The organism is Veillonella sp. 27098_8_77, from assembly GCF_041431535.1.
Lineage (GTDB): Bacteria > Bacillota > Negativicutes > Veillonellales > Veillonellaceae > Veillonella.
The window spans coordinates 14133-38063 of the sequence record NZ_JAPVXW010000007.1 but is presented as its reverse complement, the minus strand read 5'-3'; the positions used below and the strand labels follow the sequence as shown (position 1 = coordinate 38063).

The 23931-nt window shown below is 40.6% G+C and carries 25 protein-coding genes and 3 tRNA genes; 20 read left to right on the top strand and 8 right to left on the bottom strand.

Going from position 1 to position 23931, the window contains the following annotated elements; translation table 11 throughout:
* Positions 1-128 precede the first annotated feature (128 nt).
* From O3617_RS05615 to ispE, 3 genes are all read right to left on the bottom strand, one after another.
* Positions 129-1589 (bottom strand): sodium:alanine symporter family protein, encoded by a 1461-nt coding sequence (locus O3617_RS05615; RefSeq protein ID WP_016476474.1) that lies wholly within the window; start codon positions 1587-1589, stop codon positions 129-131.
* Positions 1590-1744: 155 nt separating this feature from the next.
* Positions 1745-2443, bottom strand: a complete 699-nt coding sequence (locus tag O3617_RS05610; RefSeq protein ID WP_371449096.1) for a GntR family transcriptional regulator — start codon at positions 2441-2443, stop codon at positions 1745-1747.
* Positions 2443-3336 (bottom strand): 4-(cytidine 5'-diphospho)-2-C-methyl-D-erythritol kinase, encoded by an 894-nt coding sequence (gene ispE / locus O3617_RS05605; RefSeq protein ID WP_371449095.1) that lies wholly within the window; start codon positions 3334-3336, stop codon positions 2443-2445. Before ispE ends, O3617_RS05610 begins: the two co-directional genes overlap by 1 nt.
* 195 nt (positions 3337-3531) lie before the next feature.
* Here ispE and O3617_RS05600 point away from each other — a divergent pair, with 195 nt between their 5' ends.
* From O3617_RS05600 to atpC, 16 genes are all read left to right on the top strand, one after another.
* Positions 3532-4452, top strand: a complete 921-nt coding sequence (locus O3617_RS05600) for a YitT family protein (RefSeq protein WP_302064620.1) — start codon at positions 3532-3534, stop codon at positions 4450-4452.
* Positions 4453-4467: 15 nt separating this feature from the next.
* On the top strand, positions 4468-6114 hold the full coding sequence (locus O3617_RS05595) for an alpha-D-glucose phosphate-specific phosphoglucomutase (RefSeq protein ID WP_371449094.1): 1647 nt from the start codon (positions 4468-4470) through the stop codon (positions 6112-6114).
* Between the two features lie 121 nt (positions 6115-6235).
* Positions 6236-6511, top strand: a complete 276-nt coding sequence (locus O3617_RS05590; RefSeq protein WP_302064618.1) for an ACT domain-containing protein — start codon at positions 6236-6238, stop codon at positions 6509-6511.
* Between the two features lie 10 nt (positions 6512-6521).
* A complete protein-coding gene (locus O3617_RS05585) occupies positions 6522-7880 on the top strand; it encodes a PFL family protein (RefSeq protein WP_316586781.1) in 1359 nt (452 codons plus the stop codon).
* A gap of 46 nt (positions 7881-7926) precedes the next feature.
* The gene (locus O3617_RS05580; RefSeq protein ID WP_371449093.1) at positions 7927-9081 is read left to right on the top strand and encodes a glycosyltransferase family 4 protein; all 1155 of its coding nucleotides are present in this window, start codon (positions 7927-7929) and stop codon (positions 9079-9081) included.
* Between the two features lie 55 nt (positions 9082-9136).
* Complete coding sequence (gene wecB, locus O3617_RS05575) at positions 9137-10279, top strand: non-hydrolyzing UDP-N-acetylglucosamine 2-epimerase (RefSeq protein WP_371449092.1); 1143 nt, start codon at positions 9137-9139, stop codon at positions 10277-10279.
* A 1-nt stretch (position 10280) separates the two neighbouring features.
* Entirely contained in the window at positions 10281-10475 is a 195-nt protein-coding gene (locus O3617_RS05570) for an AtpZ/AtpI family protein (RefSeq protein WP_371449091.1), read from the top strand.
* A 10-nt stretch (positions 10476-10485) separates the two neighbouring features.
* Positions 10486-10848, top strand: a complete 363-nt coding sequence (locus O3617_RS05565; protein WP_371449090.1) for a Tat pathway signal protein — start codon at positions 10486-10488, stop codon at positions 10846-10848.
* A 228-nt stretch (positions 10849-11076) separates the two neighbouring features.
* Positions 11077-11751: a F0F1 ATP synthase subunit A gene (atpB, locus tag O3617_RS05560; RefSeq protein ID WP_119982626.1), complete on the top strand. Its 675-nt coding sequence runs from the start codon at positions 11077-11079 to the stop codon at positions 11749-11751.
* Between the two features lie 19 nt (positions 11752-11770).
* Positions 11771-11998 (top strand): F0F1 ATP synthase subunit C, encoded by a 228-nt coding sequence (gene atpE / locus O3617_RS05555; RefSeq protein WP_005377043.1) that lies wholly within the window; start codon positions 11771-11773, stop codon positions 11996-11998.
* Positions 11999-12016: 18 nt separating this feature from the next.
* Complete coding sequence (gene atpF / locus O3617_RS05550; RefSeq protein ID WP_005381595.1) at positions 12017-12514, top strand: F0F1 ATP synthase subunit B; 498 nt, start codon at positions 12017-12019, stop codon at positions 12512-12514.
* Positions 12515-12518: 4 nt separating this feature from the next.
* Entirely contained in the window at positions 12519-13076 is a 558-nt protein-coding gene (gene atpH / locus O3617_RS05545) for an ATP synthase F1 subunit delta (RefSeq protein WP_371449089.1), read from the top strand.
* A gap of 10 nt (positions 13077-13086) precedes the next feature.
* The gene (atpA, locus tag O3617_RS05540) at positions 13087-14625 is read left to right on the top strand and encodes a F0F1 ATP synthase subunit alpha (RefSeq protein ID WP_371449088.1); all 1539 of its coding nucleotides are present in this window, start codon (positions 13087-13089) and stop codon (positions 14623-14625) included.
* Positions 14626-14628: 3 nt separating this feature from the next.
* Positions 14629-15483 (top strand): ATP synthase F1 subunit gamma, encoded by an 855-nt coding sequence (gene atpG, locus O3617_RS05535; RefSeq protein ID WP_371449087.1) that lies wholly within the window; start codon positions 14629-14631, stop codon positions 15481-15483.
* Positions 15484-15501: 18 nt separating this feature from the next.
* On the top strand, positions 15502-16926 hold the full coding sequence (atpD, locus tag O3617_RS05530; RefSeq protein ID WP_371449086.1) for a F0F1 ATP synthase subunit beta: 1425 nt from the start codon (positions 15502-15504) through the stop codon (positions 16924-16926).
* Positions 16927-16929: 3 nt separating this feature from the next.
* Entirely contained in the window at positions 16930-17337 is a 408-nt protein-coding gene (gene atpC / locus O3617_RS05525) for an ATP synthase F1 subunit epsilon (RefSeq protein WP_371449085.1), read from the top strand.
* 121 nt (positions 17338-17458) lie between these two features.
* On the opposite strand, the gene O3617_RS05520 is transcribed toward atpC, so the two are convergent.
* The 4 genes from O3617_RS05520 to O3617_RS05505 all read right to left on the bottom strand — a co-directional run bounded on the left by O3617_RS05520 (position 17459) and on the right by O3617_RS05505 (position 18642).
* Positions 17459-18310 (bottom strand): hypothetical protein, encoded by an 852-nt coding sequence (locus O3617_RS05520; protein ID WP_371449084.1) that lies wholly within the window; start codon positions 18308-18310, stop codon positions 17459-17461.
* A 97-nt stretch (positions 18311-18407) separates the two neighbouring features.
* Positions 18408-18483 (bottom strand) — tRNA-Val (locus O3617_RS05515).
* A gap of 3 nt (positions 18484-18486) precedes the next feature.
* A tRNA-Glu gene (locus O3617_RS05510) sits at positions 18487-18561 on the bottom strand.
* Between the two features lie 5 nt (positions 18562-18566).
* Positions 18567-18642, bottom strand: a tRNA-Asn gene (locus tag O3617_RS05505).
* A gap of 659 nt (positions 18643-19301) precedes the next feature.
* On the opposite strand from O3617_RS05505, the gene O3617_RS05500 reads away from it, so the two are divergent.
* The 4 genes from O3617_RS05500 (at position 19302) to O3617_RS05485 (ending at position 23085) form a co-directional block, all read left to right on the top strand.
* Positions 19302-20144 carry a fumarate hydratase gene (locus tag O3617_RS05500; protein ID WP_105083585.1) on the top strand — a complete coding sequence of 281 codons (843 nt, stop codon included), beginning with the start codon at positions 19302-19304 and terminating at the stop codon, positions 20142-20144.
* A gap of 19 nt (positions 20145-20163) precedes the next feature.
* A complete protein-coding gene (locus O3617_RS05495; RefSeq protein WP_005385442.1) occupies positions 20164-20724 on the top strand; it encodes a Fe-S-containing hydro-lyase in 561 nt (186 codons plus the stop codon).
* Between the two features lie 189 nt (positions 20725-20913).
* A complete protein-coding gene (locus tag O3617_RS05490; protein WP_371449083.1) occupies positions 20914-21465 on the top strand; it encodes a TIGR01440 family protein in 552 nt (183 codons plus the stop codon).
* 12 nt (positions 21466-21477) lie between these two features.
* The gene (locus O3617_RS05485) at positions 21478-23085 is read left to right on the top strand and encodes an LPO_1073/Vpar_1526 family protein (protein ID WP_371449082.1); all 1608 of its coding nucleotides are present in this window, start codon (positions 21478-21480) and stop codon (positions 23083-23085) included.
* A gap of 117 nt (positions 23086-23202) precedes the next feature.
* Here O3617_RS05485 and O3617_RS05480 read toward each other — a convergent pair whose 3' ends face one another.
* On the bottom strand, positions 23203-23928 hold the full coding sequence (locus O3617_RS05480; protein WP_371449081.1) for a Crp/Fnr family transcriptional regulator: 726 nt from the start codon (positions 23926-23928) through the stop codon (positions 23203-23205).
* Positions 23929-23931 lie beyond the last annotated feature (3 nt).

Sequence of the window (23931 nt, the reverse complement as noted above, 5' to 3'; positions counted from 1 at the left end):
TGTTAACTATATTCTATAGTTGGATAGTGGTTAAAATAGGTAGATATGCTTTGAAACTAGTTAGATAGGCTTTCACAAAAAATAGGGCCCTTATTCCGAAGAATAAAGACCCTAAGTGTCGGTATATATTATTTTTCGATTGTATCTTCTACAGGTGTAGCAGGTACAGAGGAGTCCGTAGTTTGACCTTCGCCCCACCATACAATACCAAATGTATGATTAAGAACAGAACGGTTAAATACAGGCGTATCGATACCAGCTTTACGTTGTTTGATGTAATCATCAAGCGCAAGACCTGCGGTACGTCCCATACGAACGATGGAGCTAATGTTTGTTAACACTAAGAACGCCATGAATAAGTCGGCTAAGTTCCATACAAGATCAAGGGATGCGATAGAACCGATGAATGTCATAAGGACTACGCCGATACGGAATAAATGGAGACAATATTTTTTGTCTGTTAAGTGGCTGATGTTGATTTCACCATAGTAGTAGTTACCGATAAGGGAACTGAAGGAGAACATTACGATGAATACAGCCACAGCAGTAGGTGCCCAGGAACCGAGCTCTTGAGCTAGGTTGTGTTGAACAAGTGCTACACCAGTAAGACCTGTTGTGCTATAGTCTCCAACCATGAGAACGATGAAAGCAGATGCTGTACAGATAATGAATGTATCAAGGAATACACCGAATGCTTGCACAAGACCTTGTTCTACTGGGTGATTAACAGCGGCTGTTGCAGCTGCATTTGGTACAGAACCTTCACCGGCTTCGTTGGAGAATAGGCCACGTTTAATACCGTTCATTACAGTAGCGCCTAATAGGCCGCCACCGGCTGCAGATGGTTCAAATGCAGATGTAACGATTGTATAGATTACATGAGGGAATTGGCTGATATTGGAGATGACTACGAATAAGGCAGTCGCAATGTAAAGAACCGCCATGATTGGAACGATAATTTCAGATGCTTTTGCAACACGGCTAATACCACCAAAGATGATAAGACCTACAAGTACAGCTACAACAACACCGGTATAGGCTACATCAAAATTAAAAATTTGAAGGGATGCGGCTAATGTGTTGGCTTGTACAGAGTTGTAAATCCAGCCATAGGTAATGCTGATTAAAATAGCGAATAAAACAGCTAGGAATTTGTTGTTAAGACCATAGCGGATATAGTAGGCAGGACCGCCGTAGAAACCGCCTTTGGCAACTGGTTCCTTGTAAATTTGAGCGAGTGTACTTTCAATAAAGCCAGTAGCAGCACCGATAAGGGCGATAACCCACATCCAGAACACGGCACCAGGACCACCGAGTACAACGGCAATAGCGATACCAGCGATGTTACCAACACCTACGCGAGATGCTGTACTAACGCAGAATGCTTGGAATGAGGATACATGGTTCTTTTCTGTTTTAGAACCTGCGCCAGAAGCGACAAGGCGAACCATTTCCTTAAACATGCGGATTTGGACGGCGCCAGTGGTCATCGTAAAGAATAGACCAGCACCGATGAGAATAAAGATGATCAAGTAGTTCCACAGGTAGGTATTGACCGTGGAGACTGCATCATTGAGTAGAGCTTCCATAAAACTCACCTTTCTTTAATAACACTATATAATTTGTATCTATTGTACCAAAAAATGAAATATTCTTCTATAGAATATAACAAACACGCATACATAAATGCAATTTATATCTATGTATGCGTGTAACAGGTATCCAATTATGTGATTATTATGTGTTATATATTTTCTGTACTAAAGGATTTGGCATCCTCCATGCCTTGTAATAAGGTTTGTTCAGAATGTTCCATATGGACGCGTGCTAATTTGCGCGCTTGTACTGCATTATGGGATGCGATGGCTTCAACCAAGAGGCGATGTTCTTCCCATGTTTTGCGTAAACGACCTGGTTGGTTCATGGAAAAACTGCGGAAGCGGTATGTTTGTTCCCGCAAGTTGTGAACGATGTCTGCTAAGCGCTCATTACGGGAAGCCTTGTAGAGAACTTCATGAAATGCTACGTCTGCAGCTACTACACTATCCATGTCTTTATTTTCCATGTAATCGCCGATTTCTACTAGCATGCGCTCTAGAGACTCAATTTCATCGCTAGTAATGCGCTCTGCTGCAAGGCCAGCGGCCAATTCCTCAAGGGCGGAACGAATTTCAAATACTTGGGTAATATCCTTTAACGAAATATTTGCCACATAGGTGCCACGGCGCGGAACCATAACGACAAATCCTTCTAGTTCAAGTTTGCGAATCGCCTCGCGAATAGGCGTACGACTCACACCGAGTTCTTCGGCAAGAGGAATTTCCATGAGGCGCTCGCCTGGCTTAAGAGTGCCATCTTGAATGGCTTGACGCAATGTTTCACTTACTACTTCACTCAATGGTTTGTAGGCATCTAGGCGTATAGGTTGCAATCGTTTTGTCATTATACTTCCTCCTGTGTGCAGGTTTTGGTAATTAGTGAAAGCCAATTATGCCCTGCTTTTTTGATTTCTTCTTGTAAGGACAATGCTTGAGCCGGTTTTTCTAATAAAACAACCATTGTGGGACCACTACCGGTCATGATGGTTGGATACCCACGGCTCGTAAAGAATTCTTTACATGTAATCAGTTCTTCGTGCTCAGGGAATAATAATTCTTCAAATGTATTGGCGCTGCTTGTGAAAGCCCCATACATATCATTTTGTTCCAAATGATGTAATACATTGCTAATCGTGTCAGATGTTGCATTGGATTGATCTTTGTAACGGCCGTAAGCGACTGCCGTAGATACAGAGATTTCAGGCTTTACCAATAATAACCAATGTGGTTCAGGGGATGGGTGATAGACGAGTTCTTCGCCGCGGCCTGTACCACGAGCTGTACCGCCCTTTAATAGGAATGGCACATCGGATCCTAATTTGGCACCGAGTGTCATCAACTCATCCATGGTGAGGCGCAAATCCCAAAATTTGTTGAGACCTAGTAACATAGCGGCCGCATCTGCGCTGCCACCACCGAGTCCTGCCGCTGCAGGTACGCGTTTCATGAGGTGAATAGCGGCGCCTGCCTTACATCCTGTATACTTTTGTACTTCGCGCAATGCCTTTAATGCTAAATTGCGTTCATCATAGGGAATGAGATCTTGAATGTATTGTGGTAACTCTGGTGCTACACCGGAGAATACAACGGAGTGATGTTTGGCAAAGTAGATGGAGTCCGCTAAACGAATAGACTGGAATATACTGTCGATATTGTGATATCCGTCATCGCGTTTACCAGTAATAGCAAGGCCGATATTGATTTTACTATGACCTAATTGTTCGATGCTTTTTGACATAAAATCCTCGATGCGATATATGATTTGTACAAATTTCTATACCATTCGTACATGAGATTAAAAATGATTGAAAATAAACATTAAGTAGTTTATGATGAAACTGTATATGTATGTAAATATATAGTGATAATGCTATATATTCAATTAATTAATTATAGAATATTTATAGTGAAATGGCAATTTAGGGAGGCCTATATGTGGTCTAAATATAAAGATGATATATACCAATGTATAATCGTTGCCATTGGCTGTGCTATTTTTGGCGCTGGCATCGACGCGTTTGTGTTACCGCACAAATTGGTGAGTACCGGAATTAGTGGTATTGGTCTTATACTCTATTACCTCACAGGACTTTCTGTTGGTACATGGAATGTGATTTTAAACATTCCTATATTTTGGGCGGCTTGGCATTGGCTAGGCAAGCGCGTTGTAGTCAATACCTTGTACGGTACCGTCATGTTGTCCTGGATGGTAGATGCCTTTGACTTCTTGCAATACAATATGGTCATTTCTGATCCATTGTTGAGTTCTATGATGGCTGGTATTACGACGGGGGTAGGCCTCGGTATGGTATATCGCGTTGGCGGTAATACGGGTGGCCTTGATCCGATAGCATTGATTGTCCGAAAATACTATGGACTTCAAATGGGGTCCATTAATAGTGTCATCAATGCCGCTATCTTAGCAGCTGCTGTATTTGTGGTTGGCTTAGAGGCTGTAGCGGTTACACTCGTATCGTTGTATGTATATACGATTATTACCAATAAGGTTGTTATCGGTTTTAATCAACGAAAGGTAGCTTTCATCATTACCTATCGAACCTATGAGGTCTGTGATGCGGTCATTAGTAAGGTTGGCCGCGGTGCGACGATTATCAATGGTATCGGTGCTTATACGAGAACGCCGAAACAGATTGTAATGGTAGCTGTTAATTTGCTACAAGTCAATAAATTAAAAGAAGTTATAGAAGAAGTGGATAATGAGGCTTTCATTCTCATTACAGATGCACAAGAGGTTATCGGCAAAGGATTTACTACACCTGTTGTACCGACGCCGATAGAAAATCTCGTCAAAGAATGTAAGGATAATGCTCATTATGTAGAACACAAAGATTAGAATAAGGAGGCTAGCATGGCTCATGCATTAGCAGGAAAACCTGTTCAAGAACAAGATATTATAGATGTACAGACCATTGTAGATGCGTATTTTGACAATGTTCCAGATATGACAAATTCTACACAATTGGTTTCATTCGGTACATCTGGCCATCGTGGTACCTCCGTAGATGGTACATTTACAGACCTTCATGTGGCGGCTATTACACAAGCCATTTGTGATGGTCGTAAACAATTTGGCGCTACTGGTCCTATATTCGTAGGCCAAGATACTCATGCATTATCTCAGCCAGCGCTTGTGACAGTTCTCGAGGTGCTAGCTGGCAATGGTGTTACAGCTATGGTAGATTGTGACATGGATTTTGTGCCAACTCCGTCTGTATCACGGGCGATTATTCGATATAACGAAACTCACGATGATAAAGCGGATGGCATCATTATTACGCCGTCTCATAACCCGCCTAACAATGGTGGCATTAAATATAATACGATTATCGGTGGTCCTGCGGATACAGTGGTAACGAAATGGATTGAAATTCGCGCCAATGAGTATTTGACTACCTATTGTGAAAGCGAGAACTTTAAGCGCATTAGCGTTGATAATATTGAACCTACCGCACAAGTACCATATGACTATAAAGGCTTATATGTAGAAGAATTGGGCGATGTTATTAATATGGATGCCATTAAGGCCGCTGGTCCTAAGGTTCTAGTGGATACATTAGGTGGTAGCGGTGCCAGTTACTGGAATGCTATTAAGAATCGATATGGTCTTGATTTAACCATCATTCATGATGACTATGACCCCACATTTAGCTTTATGACCTATGACCATGATGGGAAAGTTCGGATGGACTGTTCATCCCCTCATGTTATGGCTTCGGTTATTAATCGAATCGGGGATTTTGATTTAGCTGTCGGTAATGACCCTGATTATGATCGCTATGGCATCGTAGTATCCAGTGGACTTATATCGGCTAATACATTTTTAATGTTAGCAGCTCGCTATTTATTTACTACGCGTGGCTGGAAAAATAAGGGCGTTGGTAAGACTGTCGTATGTACTACGATGATTGATAAATGGGCTACTAGTGCAGATGTTCCTGTATATGAAGTGCCTGTAGGATTTAAATATTTTTCTCAGCTTTTATTTGATGGTGAAATTGGCATAGGCGGTGAAGAAAGTGCGGGTGCGTCCTTCTTAAAAAAGGATGGCACCGTATGGACTACCGATAAAGATGGCATGATTATGGCTTTATTAAGTATGGAAATTATGGCTGTTATGGGAAAATCTGCACTAAAAATGGCTGACGAATCTGTTGAGGAGTTTGGCAATCCAAGATTTGGCCGTATTGATGCACCGTGCAAAAAAGAGCAAAAACAAATCCTAAAACAAATGAGTGCTGAATTAATTACGGCCACTACTGTTGATGGAGAGCTCATCACAAATATTCGTACCACGTCGCTGTATAATGATATGCCTATCGATGGTGTACGTGTAGAAACCGATAAGGGGTGGTTCGTAGCACGCCCATCTGGTACAGAGGATTTATACAAGATTTATGGTGAAAGTTACAAAGGCGATTTAGGTTTAGTGGCGCTACTCACGGCTGGTGAAGAAATCGTCAATGCCGCATTAAATGGCACCATAGAGAATGAATGAGTATTCTCATAAAGTTTTCACGCTCTTAATATGATATATGTGATATAATATATTAATATAGTTTATAGAATGAATGAATTTTCATTTACATAGTTTGTAGTGAGTCAGAAAAGGTGATTATATGAAATTAGTGGTTACCGTAGTGGGTGTCGACCGTGTAGGTATCATTGCTGGTGTCAGCAGTATTTTGGCAGACCATAAAGTAAATATCTTATCTATTAACCAAACAATTTTAGAAGGTTTGTTTAATATGATTATGATGTGTGAAACTGAAACTAACGACGTAAAGGATTTAACATCCATTCAAGATGCTTTATCCGAACTAGGTAAAACATTAGGCGTAGAAATTCGTGCGCAACATGCTGATATTTTCCTTAGCATGCACCGTGTAGGATAAGGAGGCGCACATGTTATCTATTGACAATATTCTTGAAACGAATCAGATGATACATGATAACAAGCTCGATGTACGGACTATTACAATGGGCATTAGCTTGTTAGAATGTGCATCTAGCTCTGGTAAAGAACTCTGCGATCGCATTTATGACCGTATTACCAAAGAAGCTGAACATTTGGTTAAGACCGGTGAGGACATTGAGCGTGAATTTGGTGTGCCTATCATCAATAAGCGTATCTCTGTAACACCGATTTCCTTGGTAGCAGGTGGCAGTGATTTAACATCTTACGTGCCAATTGCAGAAGCTCTTGATCGTGCTGCAAAGACTGTTGGTGTTAACTTTATCGGCGGCTTTTCTGCACTCGTTACAAAAGGTGCCACTAAGGCTGACCGTATTCTCATCGATTCTATTCCTGAAGCGTTAGCTACAACAGATATCGTTTGTAGTTCTGTTGGTGTTGGTTCTACGAAAACAGGTATCAACATGGACGCCGTACGTGAAATGGGTATTATCGTTAAAAAGACAGCTGACCTTACTAAAGATAATGATGCACTTGGTTGTGCTAAACTTGTTATTTTTTGTAATCCTGTAGAAGATAATCCATTTATGGCGGGTGCTTTCTTCGGTGTAACCGAAGGTGATAGCGCTATTTCCGTAGGTGTATCTGGCCCAGGCGTTGTAAAACATGCACTTGAAGCAGTTCGTGGGGAACCATTTGACGTTGTAGCAGAAACGATTAAACGTACTGCATTTAAAATTACACGCGTTGGTCAATTGGTAGCGCAAGAGGCTTCCCGTCGCCTTGGTAAACCATTTGGCATCATCGATTTGTCCCTGGCACCAACGCCAGCAGTAGGTGACTCCGTAGCTCATGTGCTTGAAGAAATGGGCTTATCCTCCTGTGGGTGCCATGGTACTACGGCTGCATTGGCATTATTAAATGATGCGGTGAAAAAAGGTGGCCTTATGGCATCCTCTCATGTAGGTGGTTTAAGTGGTGCATTCATCCCAGTTTCTGAAGATGCAGGTATGATTGACGCCGTATCTTGTGGCAGTCTATCCCTTGATAAACTAGAAGCTATGACTTGTGTATGTTCCGTAGGTCTCGATATGATTGCTATTCCTGGCGACACAACAGCAGATACGATTTCTGCCATCATCGCTGACGAATCTGCTATCGGCATGATTAATAATAAAACAACAGCTGTACGCGTTATTCCAGTTCCTGGTAAAACCGTTGGCGAAGTTGTTGAGTTTGGCGGCCTTCTTGGCTATGCTCCTATTATTGAAGTAAGCCCATACAGTGCAGCTGAGTTTATTGCTCGTGGTGGTCGTATACCTGCACCTATTCGCAGCTTAACAAACTAAGTTGAAGCCTCGAATCTATTGAATTCGAGTTGTTGGAGGTGTACTTATGAGTGAGTATGTGCCTGATTATGTGTGGGCCTTTGTGTTGGCTCTCATCATAACTTTTGCACTAACCCCCTTGGTTAAGCGGTTTGCCGTTGCCGTAGGGGCCATTGATAAACCTGATGCTCGTAAAGTGCATCATGGCGCTATTCCACGCCTTGGTGGATTGGCAATTTTCCTTGGTTATATGGGGTCTGTGCTATTTAATAATAGTATTCCTCATGATCATAAATTATTCGGGTTCGTATTAGGTACTGTAATTTTAGTACTTGTTGGTATTTGGGACGATATACGACAAATCGAACCGAAAACAAAATTGATGGGGCAAATTATTGCTGCCGCAATTTTAGTAGCTTACGATATAAGGGTGGATTTTATTAATCTTCCTTGGGGTGGCGTAGTTTATTTGAAGTATTGGGCCATTCCGTTGACTATATTCTGGATTGTAGGATTTACAAACATTGTGAATCTCATCGATGGGCTTGATGGCTTGGCAGCGGGTATTTCCTTTATCGCTTGTATTGCCGTATGTGCGATGACATTACAATTAGGTCAAATCGACTTGGCCTGTATTGCATTAGCACTTGCAGGTGCTACGGTAGGTTTCTTGCGGTACAATTTTAATCCTGCTAAGATATTCATGGGTGATACCGGGTCCATGCTGCTCGGTTACACATTGGCTGCTATATCTGTTATGGGTGCTGTTAAAACGGCGGCTACAATTGCTCTCGTTGTACCAGCAATTGTACTTGGTTTACCTATTCTAGATACCTTGTTTGCTATTGTGCGCCGTAAGATTAGTGGACGGCCTATCTTTAAGCCGGATAAAGGTCATGTACATCATCGCTTGTTGGCACAAGGATTATCCCAGAAACAAGCGGTATTGATGATGTATGCTGTTACAGCTCTTTTTGGAGGTGTTTCAGTTATCGTTGCAGAGGTTAATGCTTGGATTGGCTGTATTCTAGTCTTGGCTATCTTCCTATGCAGTATCTATGTGGCTCGCCGTCTAGGTGTTATTACACACAGTGATGCGGCGGGGCATCCATTACCAGGCCCTACAATTGAACGTAGTGATTTAGATGAAACTATTTCATTTGATCGTAAAGAATTGGCAAAAGCATTAGAGCATTCAGACGATAGCTCTAAAAAAGAGTAACCAATGTAGGGGCGCGTTGCGCCCCTTTTTTATACACTCTGTGGAGGATGAGTAAATGCTAAAAGTAATGACTATCTTTGGTACAAGACCAGAGGCGATTAAAATGGCTCCGCTTGTAAAAGCTTTAGAAGCAGCACCAGATATGGAGCCGATTGTAACTGTTACGGCTCAACATCGGGATATGCTCGACCAAGTGTTACGTTTGTTTGACATTACACCTGATTATGATTTGAATATCATGAGCCAAGGCCAAACATTGTATGATGTAACAAATCGTGCATTGATGGGGTTAAAGTCCGTGTTGGAAGAAGCGAAACCTGATGTGGTACTCGTTCATGGTGACACGACAACGACCTTTGCTGGTGCGTTGGCTTCATTTTATCAAGAAATTCCTGTAGGTCATGTAGAAGCAGGCCTTCGTACAGGTGATATTTACTCTCCATTCCCAGAAGAGATGAACCGCAAATTAACAGGCTCTTTGGCAACCTATCATTTTGCGCCAACTGCTAGCTCTGAGGCGAATTTAAAACGAGAAAATATAAATATCGACCATTTATATGTAACAGGTAATACGGTAATTGATGCACTAGATACGACGGTAAAAGATAATTATGTCTTTGATGATGTCGCAATTAATGCGCTTGATCCAAATAAACGGACTGTTCTTGTTACCACACATCGTCGTGAAAATCTTGGAGAACCGATGCGCCATGTATACCAAGCCATTCGTGATTTATTGAATGATTTTGACGATATTCAAGTGGTATTCCCTGTACATAAAAATCCTAAGGTTCGTCAAGTGGTTCAAGAGGAATTAGGTGATGTTGACCGTGTTACACTCATCGATCCTCTTGATTATGAGCCATTTGCAAACTTGATGGCTAAGTCTTACTTAATTCTTACAGATTCTGGTGGGATTCAAGAGGAGGCGCCAGCTCTTGGAAAACCAGTTCTCGTATTGCGCGATACGACTGAGCGACCAGAGGCGGTTGATGCCGGTACAGTACGCCTTGTAGGAACCGATAAAGAGGCTGTATATACAGCGGCTTATGAGCTCTTGCATGATGAAGCAGCATATAAAAAGATGTCGAATTCTGTTAATCCATATGGTGATGGCAAAGCATCTCTACGTATCTTACAAGCTCTGCGTCACGAGTTCTTAGGTGATACTAATCGCCCTAATCGATTTGGTAAATAATATGGACAAGGATATGGTGAAAGCTCTGGCGATGGCCACATCGGCAGGGCTGACCCTTCTATTTTGTATCGCTGGATTTATCTGGATTGGGTATAAACTGGATACGTGGATGGATACCATGCCGCTATGCATGGTTATTCTTGGTTTAATAGGTGCCGTTACAGGCTTTTATATGTTATATAAACAGGTTAAATAGTGAGGTGTTTATGAATCAATATATTAAATTCATACGTCATGTACTATGGGCCTGTTTTTTTGTTACCTTTTTAGGCCTACTTGTCCAATATATTGTGGGTTGGAATCAGTACGTGCTCGGTTGGTTATGGGGCATGTTGATCATGATGGTTTATTTAGTACTGTTGGGTCTACATAATAAAGGGCTAGCATATGGTGATCCACACCAAGCTGTGGCTAAGGCTCGACGTCAAATGATGTGGCGATTGGCACTAATTGGCGCCTTCGTAGTTATAGGATTGCAAATACCCGGTGTACGAGCTGAAAGTTTATTGATTTCAGTTGTACTTATACAACCTGTATTGTATATCGTGTTTTGGCGATTAAGTAAATAATAAAATTTATTGCATTGGACGATAGGATTAAATCGTATAAAATAAGGAATAATTACATTTCTATCATAAATTTTAAATGCCTGAAATGCATTTTTAGTATGTAAATAGCGAATTGTTTACTCCAGAAGTGTTGATTATATACCTATAAAGAGGTATGATAATACATAGATATATATTATATGGATATATATAAAATTTATATTGCTACGTGAGAAAGGGGTTGAGTCTGTGGAACTGCATGCGGGTCACCATCAAGTAGTACAGTGGCTAGGTTTATCGTTTAACATCGATACCTTAATTGCTACGTGGATTACGATGGCGATCGTCATCATCATTTCCGTGCTTGCTACGCGAAATCGAGCATTAGTGCCTTCGGGTGTTCAAAATGTAGTGGAAACTATATTGGAAGCCTTGGAAGGTCAATTATCGCCAACGCTTGGTAAACACTGGCCGATGGTGAGTTCATTGTTATTCACATTCTTCTTATTTATCTTTATTGGTAATGAGCTTGGTTTATTACCAACGCTACATGCTGTTACATCGCCTACGGCGGATATTAATACAACAGCAGCACTCGCATTGTGCAGTAGTTTTATAGTTTGGGGAATGGGGATTAAAGTTAAGGGCTTATCTTATTTTAATCATTTCTTACAGCCTTATAAGGCTATGCTAGTTCTAAACATATTTGAAGAAATAGCAAAACCTATCACATTAGCTTTCCGTCTATTTGGTAATATTGTAGCTGGCGAAATTTTATTGGAAATCCTTTATAATTTGCCTTGGTTCGTACCTGTACCATGGGTTTGGATTGCTTTTAGTTTATTTATTGGTATCATTCAAGCTTTTATTTTTACAGTTCTAACAGCCAACTATTTAGGCATGGCGTTAAGTGAAGAACATTAATTTTAATGGAGGATTTATTATGGAAGTTCAAGGTTTATTCGCATTAGCTGCGGCAATCGCAGTAGGTTGTGGTGCTATCGCGGCAGGTATTGGTGACGGCATGGTAGCTAGTAAAGTTATTGAAGGTATTACACGTCAACCTGAATTGCGCGGTCAATTAATGTCCACAATGTTCGTAGCTATCGGCTTAATCGAAGCTATGCCTATCATCGGCGTAGTAGTTGCTTTCATTTTATTGTTCAGATAATAGCGAGGAGGAACGACCTTGGTAGATTTAACGCTAGGGACAATTCTTGCTCAGATGCTAAACTTTTTTATATTAGTTTGGATTTTGGCCCGTTTTGCATACAAACCATTGGTTTCCATGATGCAAGAGCGTAAAGAACGCATTGCTAAAGATTTAGCAGATGCTCAAGCTGCTCGAAATGAAGCGGAACAATTCAAAGCTGACTACGCTGCGCAAATAGCGAATGCACGTCAAGAGGCTCAACAAATCGTTGAAAAGGCAGTGCAACAAGCAGAAGCGACTACACGTGAACAATTGGCAGCAGCTCGTGAACAAATCGAACGTGAAAAAGAACGAGCTCGTCAAGATATCGTAAACGAACGTGATCGTGCTATGAATAATTTGCGCAATGAAGTTATTTCCTTATCTGTTGCAATGGCGACTAAGGTTGTGGCAAAAGATATGGACAGCGAAACTAATACAAAATTAATTGAAGACGCTATTGCGAAACTTGATAGTAAAACGATAGGGTTGTGATATTATGAGCACAGAAATTGTAGCAGATAAATACAGTTCAGCTATGTTAGAGCTAGCTCAAGAACAAGGTAATTTAGTAACTACAGAAGAAAATCTTTTATATGTGGCCTCTGTTCTTAATGAACAACCAGAATTGGTAGGGTTTATTAATAATCCTATAGTGGAAGCAGATGCAAAGATTTCTCTACTTGGAAAGGTCTTTGGTGCTGCTGTAGAAAAGACAGTACTTCATTTCATGTATGTCATGGTTAAACGTGGCAGATATCGGTATTTGCAAGATACAATTAGAGCTTTCATAAAAAAATCTCGCGAAGCACGCGGCATTTTGGAAGCTGTTGTAACTGTAGCAGAACCATTAACTGATACATTGCGTGATGATGTACAAGCTAAATTACAAGCGATGACCGGCAAGGATGTTATTATATCGGTGCGTCAAGACCCTAGAATCATGGGTGGTATTATCATTCAAATCGGTGATAAACGCATTGATGGATCGATTGCACGTCGCTTAGACGAATTGAAAAAAACGTTAGTACGAACTGACTCTATTAGATTGGGGTGAATGGGTATATATGAAAATGAAGCCTGAAGAAATCACTGCTATAATCAAACAGCAGATTCAGGACTATGATGTTGACCTTAATGTCGATGACGTGGGTACTGTCCTCGACGTAGGGGATGGCATCGCCCATATTTATGGTCTTGAAAGAGCCATGGCCGGTGAATTGTTAGAATTACCACACGGCGTATATGGCTTGGTTTTGAACTTAGAATTAGACAATGTTGGTGCCGTACTACTTGGTGACGACTTCTTGATTAAAGAAGGCGATGAAGTACGCCGTACCGGCAAAATCATGGACGTACCAGTAGGGGATGCCCTTATTGGTCGCGTAGTTAATCCGTTGGGTCAACCTATCGATGGCAAGGGTGCTATTCAAGCGACAGAACGTCGTCCTGTAGAACATCCAGCACCTGGTATTGCGGATCGTCAATCTGTAAACGAACCTTTGCAAACCGGTTTGAAAGCTATCGATGCGATGGTACCAATTGGTCGTGGTCAACGTGAGCTTATCATTGGTGACCGTGGTACAGGTAAAACTGCAATTGCTCTTGATACAATTATCAACCAAAAAGGTAAAGATGTAATTTGTATCTATGTAGCGATTGGTCAAAAAGAATCTACCGTAGCTCGTGTAGTACAAAAATTAGAAGAAACAGGCGCGTTGGATTACACAATCGTCGTTTCTGCGAGTGCTTCCACAGGCGCTCCACTTCAATACATTGCTCCATATGCAGGTGTTGCAATGGGCGAATACTTCATGTACAAAGGAAAACATGTACTCTGCGTATATGATGATTTAACAAAACAAGCGGCTGCATACCGCGCTATGTCTCTATTATTACGCCGTCCACCAGGGCGTGAAGCGTATCCAGGGGACGTATTCTACTTACATAGCCGTCTATTGGAACGGGCTGCTAAACTTTCACCAGAACTTGGTGGCGGCTCTATTACAGCGTTGCCAATCATTGAAACGCAAGCTGGTGACGTATCTGCTTATATCCCAACAAACGTAATTTCCATTACTGATGGTCAAATTTTCTTGGGCACAGATATGTTCTACTCCGGTATTCGTCCTGCTGTTGACGTAGGTTTGTCCGTATCTCGTGTAGGTGGTAGTGCGCAAACTAAAGCGATGAAACAAGTGGCTGGTCAATTGCGTTTGGACCTTGCCCAATATCGTGAATTAGCAGCATTTGCTCAGTTCGGTTCTGATCTTGATGCAGCTACAAAAGCACAATTAGACCGTGGTGAACGATTGACTGAAATGTTGAAACAAGGTCAATATGAGCCAATGAGTGTAGCCGAAATGGTTATTAACCTATATGCTGGTACTAAGGGATACTTAGCTAGCATTCAAGTAGCTGATGTATTGGCTTTTGAAGCGGAATTGTTACGCTTTGTTCGTGCAAATTATCCTGAAATTATCAGCAATATTGAAAGCACAAATAAACTTGATGAAGCCACAGAAAACTTGTTGAAACAAGCTATTCCTGAATGTGTAGAAGCCTTTGGTGCTACACATACATTAGTTTCCCGTAAGGAGGCGTAATGTATGGCTAGTGCACAAGATTTGCGAAAGCGTATAAAGAGTGTTACCAATACGCAACAAATAACAAAAGCGATGAAGATGGTAGCTTCTGCTCGTCTTCGTAGGGCTCAAGCAAAAGCTGATGCAACGCGGCCATACGCAGAAAAAATAGGGCAAATCTTGCGTCATATCTCCACTAGTGATTTACGAGATTATGTAAGTCCTCTACTTGAAAGTAGACCTGTAAAACGCACTTGTTATATCGTTATCGGTGCTGATAAGGGCCTTGCAGGGGCGTATTCGTCTAATGTATTAAAATTGGCAGTAGAACAAATTGGTCATAAAACACCTGATGAATATTGCCTTATTACAGCTGGGCGTAAACCAAAGGATAGTTTAAAATCTCGTAACTATCATATCGATCAATCGTACAGTGGTTTTTCCGATAAACCGAGTTACGAACATGCGCGACGTATTATGGATCATGCACTTTCATTATATGAACGTCATGAAGTTGATGAAGTTATCATGATTTATACGCGCTTTGTAAATTCTATGACGCAAATTGCACAGGCAGAGTGCATTCTACCGTTAGAGCAACCAGATGATGAAGTAAAGGGTGAAGAGTATGAATTTATGCCAGACCCTGCAGCTGTTCTGGATGCATTATTACCAAAATATTTAGAAATTACTGTATATAATGGATTATTACAAGCAGCGGCTAGTGAATTAGGTGCTCGTATGACAGCTATGACATCCGCCACAGATAATGCAGGGGAACTCATCAGTTCCTTGGGGCTTGAATATAATAAATTACGTCAATCCAGTATTACTAATGAAATTTCTGAAATTGTTGGCGGTGCCAATGCCTTGCAATAGATAAGGAGAGACCTCTTAATGAGTAATAATATTGGGAAAGTGGTGCAGGTCATCGGCCCAGTTGTAGACGTGCGTTTTGAAGCTGGTCACTTACCAGCTATCTATAATGCCATCCACATCTACCATGACCATAAAGCGCACGATAGACAAAAAATTGTAGTAGAAGTTATGCAACATTTGGGCGACGATACGGTTCGCTGTGTTGCTATGAGCTCTACTGATGGTATGACCCGCGGTATGGAAGCAGAAGATATGGGTACTGCAATTTCCGTACCAGTTGGTGAAGGCGTATTGGGTCGTATTTTTAATGTGTTGGGTGAAACCGTAGATCATGATCCAGCTCCTGTAGTAGCTGATGAAATGTGGCCTATTCATCGCCCAGCGCCTAAATTTGATGACCTTTCACCAGAAACACAAATCCTTGAAACCGGTATCAAGGTCGTAGACTTGATTGCACCATACGTAAAAGGTGGTAAAATCGGTTTGTTCGGCGGTGCCGGTGTAGGTAAAACAGTATTGATTATGGAATTGATTCACAATGTTGCTACAGAACATGGTGGGTATTCTGTATTCTCTGGCGTAGGTGAACGTACTCGTGAAGGTAATGACCTTTGGAACGAAATGAAGGAATCCGGCGTTATTAACAAGACAGCCTTGGTATATGGTCAAATGAATGAACCGCCTGGAGCTCGTATGCGCGTTGGCTTGACAGGTCTTACAATGGCTGAATATTTCCGTGATGTTAAGAAACAAGACGTGCTCTTGTTTATCGATAACATCTTCCGTTTTATTCAAGCTGGTTCCGAAGTATCTGCCCTTTTAGGCCGTATGCCATCTGCCGTAGGTTATCAACCTACATTGGCAAATGACGTAGGTGCATTGCAAGAACGTATCACATCTACAAAAGAAGGTTCCATTACGTCTGTACAAGCCGTATACGTACCTGCCGATGACTTGACTGACCCTGCACCAGCAGCAACCTTTGCTCACTTGGATGCAACAACAGTATTGTCCCGTTCCATCGCGGAACTTGGTATTTATCCTGCCGTAGATCCACTTGACTCTACAAGCCGTATTTTGGACCCTCATGTACTTGGGGATGAACATTATAACGTGGCTCGTGGCGTTCAAGAAGTGTTGCAAAAATATCGCGACTTACAAGATATCATCGCAATTCTAGGTATGGAAGAATTATCTGATGAAGATAAATTAACTGTATCTCGAGCTCGTAAAATTCAACGTTTCTTGAGTCAACCATTCTTCGTAGCAGAAGTATTTACCGGTTCTCCTGGTAAATATGTACCATTACAAGAAACATTGCGTGGCTTTAAAGAAATCCTTGATGGTAAACATGATGATTTACCAGAAGGCGCATTCTACATGGTTGGTACCATTGATGAAGCCGTTGCAAAAGCAAAGGAAATGCAAGAGAAGGGGGAATAATCCATGGCGGAACCTATGACCCTAACGATAATAACACCTGATGCGATTGTATATGATGATAAGGCTGACTTTTTCGTAGGCCGTGCTATCGATGGCGAATTTGGTGTATTGCCTAATCATGCACCTATGATTATTGCCCTCGATATGGCTCCATTACGTGTCGATAATCCTGATGGACAACGGCATACATTTGCGGTTTTCGGAGGCTTTGTTGAAATTGAACACAATAAGGTGAGCATTGTAACACCTAATTGTGAAAGCCCAGAAGCCATCGATATCGATCGTGCAACACGAGCAAAGGAACGCGCTGAAGGCCGTTTGTCTAACCCTACACCTGATATAGATGTAGAGCGTGCTGAACTTGCTTTGGCTCGTGCGTTACTTCGTTTGAAGGTAACACAACGTATATAGTTATAAATTGATATAGCTATAATAAATGAGGAGTACTACTATAGTACTCCTCATTTGCATATGTGCGTAAAAAGGGTGTCATCCCATAGGTGACACCCTTTTGTTGTATATGTGGTTCAGATTATAATACGCTAACACCCTTTAAAGAGTAAGCTGTATTTTTTGGTTGTTCTACTTGGAATTCATAGTCCGGAACAACAGGCATTTCCGCATTGATACCAGGAGCTTGGTAACGATCACGGTCAGTTGGAACACGTTTGTATGGTAATTGTTCCAGTAAATCTTTGATGACCTTATTCCAAACAGATTTGTGTGTAGGCATTGTCAAGGTATCATCGATTTGATTGAAACCACTACGGATTGTGTGAACAACACCTTCATTAGTATCATAGAAATAAATCATAGCGGATATTTTCGCTTGAATATGAATATCGTCGCTATCATCATGATAATATTGGCTAAGATAGGACGTTGGAAGTTGTACATATATATCTTGCATTGGTACAGGCATGATTACGATTTCAGAATGTTGCGTTGCTGCTACTTCTGCTAAATCTACGGCTGTAATTTGTGCTAGAGGTGTATTTGTGCTTACCACTGTGGTGTCGTAATATGGATAGCGTAAAACATTTGCTACTGAATCGGATAAATATTTACCAAATGCCGCTGTATTTTCATTGCGTAATGTTGTTGGCACTACTAATGTCACCTTGCGGGAAGGAAAATTATCTAAATGACCATCATAATTAGCTTTGCCCACAGTGGAAGGTGTATTAGACGTGGTTGACGTAATTTGAATCGGCGACGTTTTTATGGTGCCAGGATCTGGAATGATCTTTACTGGCGCAATAGGAATAGAACGGGCTTTTGTGGTTTGAGCATCTACACTTGCTGCATTAGCGATTGTGAAAGTAGAAACAAATGCTAAGGCGAGGCAAAAACTGATGCGCATGGTTGCTTCTCTTAAGTTCATGTTCGACTCTCCTTGATATAAATATATTCAAAACTATATCTAACAGTATACCATAGTTGCAATAAAAAAGAAGCAAGCCTCAGCTTGCTTCTTACTGTGGTGGACGATGACAGGATCGAACTGCCGACATCCTGCTTGTAAGGCAGGCGCTCTCCCAGCTGAGCTAATCGTCCATGTGGTGACCCGTCCGGGAATCGAACCCGGGATACCGCCGTGAAAGGGCGGTGTCTTAACCGCTTGACCAACGGGCCAATATTGGCTCCCCGAGTAGGACTCGAACCTACGACCGATCGGTTAACAGCCGATTGCTCTACCAACTGAGCTATCGAGGAATAATATAGTGATTATTATAAAGGAACATATCGATAATAGCAAGAGGAAATGTTATAAAAAGTTAAAAATCTTTAGCATATGCTATAACTAAAATACATAATAAACGTAATAAGAGCAATAATAAAATAAATTGATAAGATAGTCATAAAAATCGATAATTATATATATTATCTATAAATGCAGTAAACAAGCACATTTATGAGTACTAATATGTATAATACATACAGTGATTTAGTAAATAAATTGTATTGAAGAAAATCGTTATACACACGCATAATTAAAATCTTTATACATAAAAATGATAGATAATCTCATTAAAAAATAAATTATATCACAAGCTTTGTAACTATAATGGTTGGAAACGAACCATATGCAATAGTCGCATGTGATATTTGTTACAGATACAAAGCGTTTTATAAGTATTTTATTGTGTTTCATAGGGTTATGAAAGTGCATAAAATTGGTATAATTAATCAATGAAAATTATTATCAAATCGATAAATTTCATTGAGAAAACTGTATAGGTAAAGCGTTGAAAGGCATTGTGTAGTGTGCTAGTATGGAGTCATAGAGTTAATCTTAGCTTAACACTTTGAGAAAAAATATATCTCATCGTATTAGAGTTAATATCTAATTATTTTCCTGAGGAGGGATTATCTTGCGCGAGATTCAAGTATCTGAAATCACAAAAACAGTCCGTCAAATGTGTATGGACGCAGCTTACCACTTGCCAAAAGACATTTATGAAGGCTTGAAAAAAGGCCGTGAAACAGAAGAGTCTCCAGTTGGTTGTATCGTACTCGATCAAATCATCAAAAATGCAGAAATTGCTGATGCTGAAGATCGTCCATACTGCCAAGATACTGGTATGACATTGGTATTCGTAGAAGTAGGTCAAGACGTACATTTCGTTGGTGGCGATCTTAAAGAAGCTATCAATGAAGGTGTTGCTCAAGGTTATGTAGAAGGTTACCTTCGTAAATCCGTTGTAGCAGAACCTTTGTTCAACCGTAAAAACACTCAAAACAATACACCTGCAATCATCTACATCGACATCGTTCCTGGCGATAAAGTAGAAATCAACGTAGAACTTAAAGGTTTCGGTTCTGAAAATAAATCTGATGTAGCTATGTTGGTACCTGCAGATGGCGTTGAAGGCGTTAAAAATGCAGTTCTTGAAATCGTAAAACATGCTGGCCCTAACCCATGCCCTCCAATCGTACTTGGCGTAGGTATCGGTGGTACTATGGACCAAGCTGCTGTTATGTCCAAAAAAGCATTGCTTCGTGACATTAGCACACCTCACAAAGATCCAGAATATGCAAAATTGGAAGAAGAAATCTTGGAAATGGTTAATAAAACTGGTATCGGACCTCAATTGGGCGGTACTACAACTTGCCTAGGTGTAAACATCGAATGGGGTGCAACTCATATCGCTGGTCTTCCTGTTGCAGTAACTATTATGTGTCATGCTGCTCGTCATAAACACGTAGTACTTTAATCGATAGGAGGAAATTACAATGGCTGAAACAATTCGCATTAATACTGAAGAATATAATGAAGAATTTTCCCGTAAATTAAAAGTTGGTGATAGCGTTCTTATTACTGGCAAAATTTACTCCGCTCGTGATGCTGCTCATAAAGTTATGACAGAAGCTTTAGCACGCGGTGAAAAATTACCAATCGATTGGACAAACAAATTCGTTTACTACTTAGGACCTACACCTGCAAAACCTGGTGACCCAATTGGTTCTGCTGGTCCTACAACTTCCGGTCGTATGGATGCTTACACACCAACAATGCTTGATCAAGGTATCAAAGGCATGATTGGTAAAGGTTCCCGTAAACCAGCAGTAGTTGAATCCATGAAGAAAAATGGTTGCACATACTTCGCAGCAGTTGGTGGCGCTGCAGCATTGATTGCAAAATCCATCAAAAAATACGAAGTACTTGCTTATGGTGAACTTGGTCCAGAAGCTTTGGCTGAATTAACAGTTGAAGATTTCCCTTGCATCGTAGTTGGCGATACTGAAGGTAACAACTTCTACGAACAAGGCCAAAAACCTTACAGAAAAATCTAGTATCACCAGTGAGTGATTGAAAGAGGCTTGCTTTAGCAAGCCTCTTTTTTGTATTTCAAACTAGTAACATATACAATAGAATAATTTATCATAAGAATTTCACTCATATGCCCTATAGTTTGGTCTATAAAAGACATATAATTTATGATAATATATTTATAGATTTGAATATTAAAAAGGGGCGATATCATGCATTCTATTGAAACAATTAGACAAGAAGTACATACTGCTATGGAAGAACTCTTAACAGCAGCCAAGGTACATGAAGGACAGCTATTTGTAGTGGGATGTTCTACAAGTGAGATTTGTGGTAAAAAGATTGGCACTGATTCTCATGAGGATGTAGCAGCTGTTGTATTTGATGAGATTTATAAAGCCGTTAGCGAACGAGGTTTATATCTTGCTGTACAATGTTGTGAACATATAAATAGAGCCCTTGTAATGGAACGTGAGGTTATGACTTGGGAAGAGGAATGCAATGTGGTTCCTCAATTGCATGCTGGTGGCGCTATGGCTATGACAGCGTATAACCGCTTTAAGGATCCTGTTATTGTTGAATTTATACAAGCAGATGCGGGAATTGATATTGGTGATACTTTCATTGGTATGCATATGAAACACGTAACGGTTCCTGTACGATTAAGCTTAAAAGAAATTGGGGAAGCTCATGTGACAGCTTGTCGTGTTCGCCCTAAAAGCATCGGCGGTATCCGTGCAGTATATAATGACGCATTGTTGTAAGAGGAGAATGTAATGTCAGCGTTTATCCCATATGTTGTATTGGCCGTTGTCGTACTTGGTTTTTTCGTAGTATGTTATGCGGTATTTAATAAAAGTGAAAGTAACAGTGAAGCTCATTCTGTAAAATCAAATCTTTCAAAAAAATCACGTTCAGGGCGTTTGTATGAACAAGAGAAGGTACATATAACACCACGAGAAACACATGATGGTGTTGATGTATACGAGGCTCATGTTGATGAACGAATGCCTGTTAGTAAGGATGCTATTCAATTACATAATCCTGTAGAACAACATGATCTTGAGAATTCTGTTACTGCAGAACCTATTGTTACAGAAACTACTTTTACAGAACCTATTGTTGCGGAACCTATTGATGCCGCGACTGATATAGAGAAAACAATGGATATTCCTACTGTTGAATCTTCTACAGAGGATACTATTGCATTAGGCGAGTCTCCTGATGTAATGGACGAAACACGATGCTTTGATGCTGATGCAACGCAGATGTTTGGCAGTGAAAATAGTGAAGTAGTAAATATACAAGGTCCATCTGCATTAGAAGAAACGCGCATGTTTAATGCCGATGAAATTAATCAACATTTATCTAATGTAGATGAGGATGAACCAGAAGTAATTGGTCCGTGGGCGCAGGCTGCACAAGAGGATAAACGCGTAGTTCTTGCTGTTGAGCCATTTGCTCATGCTTTTGGTGTCGTACACGGTGATGCGATGCAATTTGTGGCAGACATTACACGGGATGCGCTTTCAATATTAGGCATTACAAAACTTAGCGAAGTGAAATTGTTATTGCAAAATATTGTAATTCAAGAGGCTTTGCTAGCTATGCAAAAGGCTTATGCTGGAACGCCTACGACGTGGATGAAAACGGCTGCACTCGAAGCCTTTTCCGATGTGGTGCAATCGCCTAAGTCGAGTACACCATACTTGGTAGCTTTTGATGCATTGCGCGTTTTGCCACATCTTACGTTAGGTCATTTCCAAGTTATGGCGCTAACATTATTATTACAATATTCTAGAAATTCAAATAACTATGGTCGTATTCACTTTCAACATTATGTTGAAAAATATATTGAACCATTTATTTCGGACTTGCCTCATGACACATCTTTTTACCGTCAGCTAGACTATTTACGTTGTACGCAACAAGAACGTGAACCTGTCACATTGACACAGTTATTGAGTAATTCTTATCCATTTGTATTCAACTATCGTGGCTTTACAAAGGAAGAGTTATTCCGTGCTACTGATGGTCGCGGTGTAGATCCGCGGTTCGTGGTTCGCAGTTTGAACTCTAACTTATACAAATTGGCCGTTGTTGATGAATCGTTGGCTCCGCGTTTCTTTAGAGAAGCACGCATTTCTGATGCAATGGTACAACGTGACCTCATGGCATTGATGAAGAGCAAACCTACTGCATTTAGAGGTGAAGAAGCGCACCAAATCATGGATGATATTAGCCCAGTTCTATCGGATTTGGCCAGTGTTTATGATTCGAGTCCAATGTGCACGATTTCTCTTACATTATTGGGCCTATATTTAGGTCGTGCTCATGTGAAAGCAACCATTGGCGAAGAATTTGACTTATCTCATTGGTTCTAATTTCATACATATATACAATAAACCGCCTAGGCATTGCCTTGGCGGTTTTGTGTTATGTAAAGTTGCATTTAGGATTATAGAAACCTAGAAACCGACGTTTTGTCCATAATGCTGTATTTAATTGTTAAATCCAAATTCTACAATTTGTTGCGGATCTAATAATGTAACGTGGCGGCCGTTAATTTCGATGATTCCCTCATCGCGTAATCTACCGAGTTCACGACTCAATGCAGTACGAGAAACGTTGAGCGCTTCTGCCATTTGTTCGCGATTATGAGGCAACACCAATTTTTCGCTGTGCTGCATCGTATAGATATCTGTGAGATATGCGTAAATTTTTTCACGCATACCCTTTAATGTTAAATAATGAACTTTTTTTGTTAGAAGTAATGCTTTTTCTGATAAGTCCTCTAAAAGATTGGACAGAATTTTCGTTTGACATTGATGGCAATCCGGTAATGTTTCGATAAATGTTTCGAGAGGAATAAACATAATCTTTGACGGTTTGATTGCTTTGACAGTAGCTGGCCAAAGAGGGCGTTTACTAAATAATAAGGCCTCCCCAAACATGGAGGATGTCTCTAGATTAGCCATGATTACACGCTGACCTAGTACATTTTCGCGCGTAAGAAGAGCGCTGCCTTCCAAGATAATGCCAATCCCTTCCATAGGATCTCCTGAAATAGCGATAAAGTCGTTTTTTTTGTAATTCTTTATAATTACTTTTGCATTATGTAAGTAGCTCGTTAATTCTGGTATACCTAATGTATTGAATAGGGGGCAAGCTGTTAAGATTGGTAAGTATTGTTTGATAATATCATCGGATAGAACTTGTTTAATCATGTG

What these genes read in the sequence shown, in the direction of transcription:
- O3617_RS05615 (WP_016476474.1), bottom strand. Translation starts at nt 1,589, where the DNA reads ATGGAAGCTCTACTCAATGATGCAGTCTCCACGGTCAATACCTACCTG.
- O3617_RS05610 (WP_371449096.1), bottom strand. Translation starts at nt 2,443, where the DNA reads ATGACAAAACGATTGCAACCTATACGCCTAGATGCCTACAAACCATTG.
- ispE (WP_371449095.1), bottom strand. Translation starts at nt 3,336, where the DNA reads ATGTCAAAAAGCATCGAACAATTAGGTCATAGTAAAATCAATATCGGC.
- O3617_RS05600 (WP_302064620.1), top strand. Translation starts at nt 3,532, where the DNA reads ATGTGGTCTAAATATAAAGATGATATATACCAATGTATAATCGTTGCC.
- O3617_RS05595 (WP_371449094.1), top strand. Translation starts at nt 4,468, where the DNA reads ATGGCTCATGCATTAGCAGGAAAACCTGTTCAAGAACAAGATATTATA.
- O3617_RS05590 (WP_302064618.1), top strand. Translation starts at nt 6,236, where the DNA reads ATGAAATTAGTGGTTACCGTAGTGGGTGTCGACCGTGTAGGTATCATT.
- O3617_RS05585 (WP_316586781.1), top strand. Translation starts at nt 6,522, where the DNA reads ATGTTATCTATTGACAATATTCTTGAAACGAATCAGATGATACATGAT.
- O3617_RS05580 (WP_371449093.1), top strand. Translation starts at nt 7,927, where the DNA reads ATGAGTGAGTATGTGCCTGATTATGTGTGGGCCTTTGTGTTGGCTCTC.
- wecB (WP_371449092.1), top strand. Translation starts at nt 9,137, where the DNA reads ATGCTAAAAGTAATGACTATCTTTGGTACAAGACCAGAGGCGATTAAA.
- O3617_RS05570 (WP_371449091.1), top strand. Translation starts at nt 10,281, where the DNA reads ATGGACAAGGATATGGTGAAAGCTCTGGCGATGGCCACATCGGCAGGG.
- O3617_RS05565 (WP_371449090.1), top strand. Translation starts at nt 10,486, where the DNA reads ATGAATCAATATATTAAATTCATACGTCATGTACTATGGGCCTGTTTT.
- atpE (WP_005377043.1), top strand. Translation starts at nt 11,771, where the DNA reads ATGGAAGTTCAAGGTTTATTCGCATTAGCTGCGGCAATCGCAGTAGGT.
- atpH (WP_371449089.1), top strand. Translation starts at nt 12,519, where the DNA reads ATGAGCACAGAAATTGTAGCAGATAAATACAGTTCAGCTATGTTAGAG.
- atpA (WP_371449088.1), top strand. Translation starts at nt 13,087, where the DNA reads ATGAAAATGAAGCCTGAAGAAATCACTGCTATAATCAAACAGCAGATT.
- atpG (WP_371449087.1), top strand. Translation starts at nt 14,629, where the DNA reads ATGGCTAGTGCACAAGATTTGCGAAAGCGTATAAAGAGTGTTACCAAT.
- atpD (WP_371449086.1), top strand. Translation starts at nt 15,502, where the DNA reads ATGAGTAATAATATTGGGAAAGTGGTGCAGGTCATCGGCCCAGTTGTA.
- atpC (WP_371449085.1), top strand. Translation starts at nt 16,930, where the DNA reads ATGGCGGAACCTATGACCCTAACGATAATAACACCTGATGCGATTGTA.
- O3617_RS05520 (WP_371449084.1), bottom strand. Translation starts at nt 18,310, where the DNA reads ATGAACTTAAGAGAAGCAACCATGCGCATCAGTTTTTGCCTCGCCTTA.
- O3617_RS05495 (WP_005385442.1), top strand. Translation starts at nt 20,164, where the DNA reads ATGGCTGAAACAATTCGCATTAATACTGAAGAATATAATGAAGAATTT.
- O3617_RS05490 (WP_371449083.1), top strand. Translation starts at nt 20,914, where the DNA reads ATGCATTCTATTGAAACAATTAGACAAGAAGTACATACTGCTATGGAA.
- O3617_RS05485 (WP_371449082.1), top strand. Translation starts at nt 21,478, where the DNA reads ATGTCAGCGTTTATCCCATATGTTGTATTGGCCGTTGTCGTACTTGGT.
- O3617_RS05480 (WP_371449081.1), bottom strand. Translation starts at nt 23,928, where the DNA reads ATGATTAAACAAGTTCTATCCGATGATATTATCAAACAATACTTACCA.